Here is a 5,356-nt window from a genome sequence, read left to right as displayed (position 1 = left end):
AGACTGGCCGGTCAGCCGGAAACCCTCGGCGGTCTGCGTCGCGCCGATCCCGTAGCCCTGGGTGTATACCCCGGCGAACACGCCCGTAGCGCTGCCCCGCAATTTCGCCGGATCAATCCCGGTGCGCTCCAACGCTTCCCACGACAGCTCCAGGAACAGCCGCTGTTGGGGGTCCATCGCCAGCGCCTCGCTGGGCCCGATGCCGAAGAAGACCGGATCGAAGTCGGCGACACCGTCCACGAAACCACCGGTGCGGGTGTAACAGGTGCCCGCGACGTCGGGGTCCGGGTTGTACAGACCGGCCAGATCCCAGCCGCGGTCGGTCGGGAAGTCGGTGAGCACGTCGCGGCCCTGGATCAGCATGTCCCACAGCTCTTCTGGCGAAGCCACTCCACCCGGGTAGCGGCAGGACATGCCCACGATCGCGATCTGATCCTCCCCCGTCGCACGCACCGCGGGCACGTGTTTGACTTCCTGGGGCATACCGGCGAGTTCGGTGCGGATATAGGTGGCCAAGCCGTTGGGCGTGGGGTAGTCGAAGATCAGGGTGGGCGACAGCGAGAGCCCGGTGGCGGTTTTCAGCCGGTTGCGCATTTCCACCGCGGTCAGTGAGTCGAAACCCAACTCCTGGAACGCCTTGTCGGGGTCGACGGCCTCGGCGGTCACATTTCCCAGCACGGTGGCGATGTGCGATCGCACCAGGTCCAGCAGCAGGGCATGCTGTTCAGACTCGGGCAGGCTTTGCAACCGTTGCGCGAGTGCGGATTTCGACCTGGCGGCGGCCAGTGAGTCGTCGACCTGACGGCGGGACGATGCATGCACCAGATCGCGGAACATGGGTGGGACCGCGGTCGCGTGTGCCCGCAGTGCGGACAGATCCAGCCGGGCGGGCGCCAGGAATGGCTCGTCGACGATCAGCGCGGTGTCGAACAGCTCCAGCGCCTCCTCGGAGGACAGCGCCAGCACGCCTTCGCGGCCCAGGCGCGCCCGGTCGGCAGCGTCCAGCCCGCCGGTCATGGCGCTGGCCTGCTCCCACAACCCCCACCCCAGCGACATGGCGGGCAGTCCGTGCGCGCGGCGGTGGGCGGCCAACGCGTCCAGGAAGCAGTTGGCCGCCGAATAGTTGGCCTGCCCCGACGAGCCCACCAGGCCCGCCATCGACGAAAACATCACGAACGCCCCCACATTGAGGTCGCGCGTCAGCTCGTGCAGGTTCCAGGCAGCGTCGATCTTGGCACGCAGCACCGGATCGATCCGCTCGGGTGTCAGGGAGGTGACGACGGCGTCGTCGAGCACGCCGGTCGCGTGGATCACCGCGGACAGCGGCCGTTGCACCGGAATGTCGGCGATCACCTTGGCCAGCGCCGGCCGGTCGGCAGCATCGCAGGCCACCACCTGCACCTGGGCACCCGCAGCCTCCAGTTCGGCTGTGAGTTCCGCGGCGCCCGGTGCATCCGGGCCGCGCCGGCTGAGCAGCACCAGATGGCGCACCCCGTGCCGGGTCACGACGTGGCGCGCCAGGGCCGAACCGGCCATCCCGGTGCCGCCGGTGATCAGCACGGTGCCCTGCGCCCACACATCGGGCAGCATCATGACGACCTTGCCGATGTGGCGCGCCTGGCTCAGATAACGCAGTGCCGCCGGGGCACGGCGCACGTCGAACGTCGTCACCGGCAGTGGCCGCAGCACGCCGGCGTCGAAGAGTTCGGCGAGTTCGAGCATGTACTGGTGCATACGAGGACGGCCGGGCTCGAATAGGTCGAAGGCCCGGTAGCGCACACCCGGATACTGCTGTGCGATCGCACCCGGGTCGCGGATGTCGGTCTTGCCCATCTCCAGGAAGATACCGCCGGGGGCCACCAATCGCAGGGACGCGTCGACGAATTCGCCGGCCAGCGAGTCCAGCACGATGTCGAATCCGGCCGCACCGGTGATGCTGCGGAACTTCTCCTCGAACTCCAGGCTGCGCGAATCGCCAATGTGATCATCGTCAAAACCCATGGCCCGCAGCGTGTCCCACTTGCCCTTGCTGGCGGTGCCGAACACCTCCAGGCCCAGGTGTCGAGCCAGCTGGGTGGCAGCCATGCCCACCCCACCGGCGGCGGCATGGATCAGGACCCGCTGCCCGGGCTTGGCAGCGGCGAGGTCCACGAACGCGAACCACGCGGTGGTGAAGACGGCGGAGATGGCGGCCGCTTCGGCGTATGTCCAATCCGAAGGCATCGGCAGCAGGAGTCGGACGTCGCCGGGAACCAGGGTGCCACTGGTGTCGGGGAAGAATCCGTACACCGAGTCGCCGACCGCGAAATCGGTGACGCCGGGCCCGATTTCGACGACGACGCCCGCGCCCTCGCCACCGAGCAGCGCTTCATGGGTGAACATGCCCAACGTGATCATGATGTCGCGGAAGTTGGCCGCGATGGCGCGCAGGGCGACCCGGACGTGACCGGGCTGCAACGGCGCGTCGGCGTTCGGCACCGGTTCCAGACGCAGGTTCTCGAAGGTGCCGGCACTGCTGAGTCCCAGCCGCCACGGGCCGTCGTTGGGCGGTTCCAAGATGCCGTCGACGGCACGACTGGCGCGCACCCGCGGCGTGTAGGCCTGCGCCTCGCGCAGCACCACCTGGGGCTCACCGACCGTCAATGCCGTGACTATCGTCGAATCGTCAAGCGGCGCATCGGAATCAACCAAGACCAGCCGCCCGGGGTTCTCCGTCTGCGCAGAGCGCACCAGACCCCACACCGCCGCGCCCGCCAGGTCGGTGATGTCTTCTCCCGGCAACGCCACAGCGCGTCGGGTCGCGACCACCAGCGTTCCGGATTCTTGGTCGGTCAGCCAAGCCTGGACCGCAGCCAACGCGCGATGGGTGCGTTCGTAGCTTGCAGTCACCGGGTCGTCTTCTGCGCCAACGGATTCGGCAATGGATTCAAAGATCTCGAAGGTCGGCACCTCGGCACCCACAGAGGCGGCCGGCGCCCAGACCATTTCGAACAGCCGGTCCGGTCCGGCCCCGGCGACCGCCGCCCGCAGCCGCTGCTCGGTGATCGGACGGGCCGCCATGGCCGCGACCGACAACACCGGTAGACCCAACCCGTCAGCCAGCTCGACCGACACCGCCGATGGCCCGACCGGCGCGATCCGGGCCCGCACCGCAGAAGCACCCGCGGCGTGCAACGACACGCCCTGCCAGGAGAACGGCAGCAGGACCTCGGCGGCCGGGTTGGCCAGCACCGCCGCGTGCAGGGCGGCGTCCAGCAACGCCGGATGCACCCCGAAACCCGTTGAACCACCCGCCGTTTCCGGCAGACTCACCTCGGCGAACAACTCCTCGCCCCGGGCCCACAACGCGGTCAACCCGCGAAACGCCGGACCGTAGCCGTAACCGTGCTCGGCCAGCCGCTCGTAGCCGTCTGCGACGTCGATCGGGACGGCACCCGCCGGCGGCCACACCGACAGATCGGCCCCCGGCTCGGCGTCGCCGGCGCTCAGCGTTCCCTCGGCGTGGCACACCCAGGCACCGTCGACGTCGCCGTGGGAGTAGATCGAGACGCTGCGCCGCCCGCCTTCTTCGGCGGCGGCACCCACAACCACCTGCACCGCAATGGGATTGGCGGCGGGGATCACCAACGGCGATCGCAGGGTCAGCTCGTCGACCACCGAACAGCCGACTTCGTCGCCGGCGCGGATCGCCAACTCCACAAATCCGGTCCCGGGAAACACCACCATCCCGGACACGGCGTGATCGGCGAGCCAACTCTGGGAGGTCAGCGACAGGCGACCTGTCAGGACCACCCCACCCGAGGCCGGCAACTCGACCACCGCGCGCATCAGCGGGTGTTCGCTGGCGACCAGTCCCAAACCGGAAGCGTCGGCGTCAAAGGCCTCGCTGGACAGCCAGAACCGCCGCCTGTCAAAGGCATACGTCGGCAACTCCACGAAACCGGCACCGTCCAGCGCGCCGCGCCAGTCCACCGCCACCCCCGCGACGTAGGCGGACGCCGCCGAGGACAGGAACCGCCGCAACCCACCGTCTTCGCGCCCCAAGGTGGGCACCACGGTCGGCTCCGCGTCGCCGGCCAGACAGTCGTCGAGGGTGCCTTCGATGCCGGCGATCAGCGCCGGGTGCGGGCTGGACTCGATGAACACCCGGAACCCGTGTTCGGATGCGCTGCGTACCGCTTGGTCCAGCTGGACGGGTTGGCGAATGTTGCGGTACCAGTAGTCGGCATCCAACTCGGCTGTGTCCAGCCGGTTTCCGGTGACGGTGGAGAAGAACGTGGTGCGCGACGAGGCAGGCTCGATCCCGGCCAGCGCGGTGGTGAGTTCCTCGCGGATCGCCTCGACCTCGGCCGAATGCGACGCGTAGTCGACGTCGATGCGTCGCACCCGCAGCTCGCGATCCGTGCAGAGCGCAATCAGGTCCTCGAGCGCGGCGGCGTCCCCGGACACCACCACGGCCGCCGGCCCGTTGACCGCCGCGACGTCGACTCGATCACCGAACGGCGCCAACAACTCCCGCACCTGATCCAGGTCGCACGCGATGGACACCATGCCGCTGGGACCGGTCAGACCGGTGAGCAGCTTGCTGCGCAGCGTGACCACCCGGGCGGCGTCCCGTAATGACAATGCGCCCGCAACGCAGGCCGCGGCGATCTCGCCCTGCGAGTGACCGATCACGGCGTCGGGCCGGACGCCGAGCGATTTCCACAGCTCGGCCAATGACACCATCACCGCGAACAGCACCGGCTGCACGACGTCGACCCGGTCCAGTCCGGGCGCACCGGGTGCGCCCCGCAGGACGTCGATCAACGACCAGTCCACGAATTCGGCGAAAACCTCGGCGCATGCTTCGATCTGGCGGGCGAAAGCTGGTGCCGTATCGAGTAAGTCGACACCCATCCCCACCCACTGGGAGCCTTGGCCGGGGAAGACGAAAACGGTCTTGCCGGCGGGTCGGGCCACACCCTGGGTGACGGTGCCGGCCAGGTCCCCCTGCACCACTTCCGCCAGCCCGCTCAGCAGCCCAGCGCGGTCATCGGCGACCACCACCGCCCGGTGCTCGAAGGACGTCCGTCCCGCCAGCGTCCAGCCGATGTCGGCGACATCCAGTTCGGAGTGGGCGGTTACGTGCTCGGCCAGCCGGGCGGCCTGCGCCCGCAGGGCCGCCGCCGATTTGGCCGACAGTGCCCACGGCACCGCGGATCGCACCGGATCGGGCTCCCGGGGTGGGGCCGGCGGTACCGATTCGACGATGACGTGCGCGTTGGTGCCACTGATCCCGAACGACGAGACCGCCGCACGGCGGGCCTGCTCACGCTCCGGCCACGGCTGCGGCTCGCTGAGCAGCGCGACCGAT

1 protein-coding gene is annotated in these 5,356 nt (G+C 69.2%); it reads right to left on the bottom strand.

The window, feature by feature from the left end; translation table 11 throughout:
* Window positions 1–5,356: SDR family NAD(P)-dependent oxidoreductase (locus tag AC5Y3Z_RS25490; protein ID WP_499919717.1), on the bottom strand; the 5,356-nt coding region annotated here is incomplete at both ends.

The sequence above is a fragment of the Mycobacterium sp. NGS61 genome, assembly GCF_059812325.1.
This window is presented reverse-complemented; position numbering and strand designations above follow the sequence as displayed.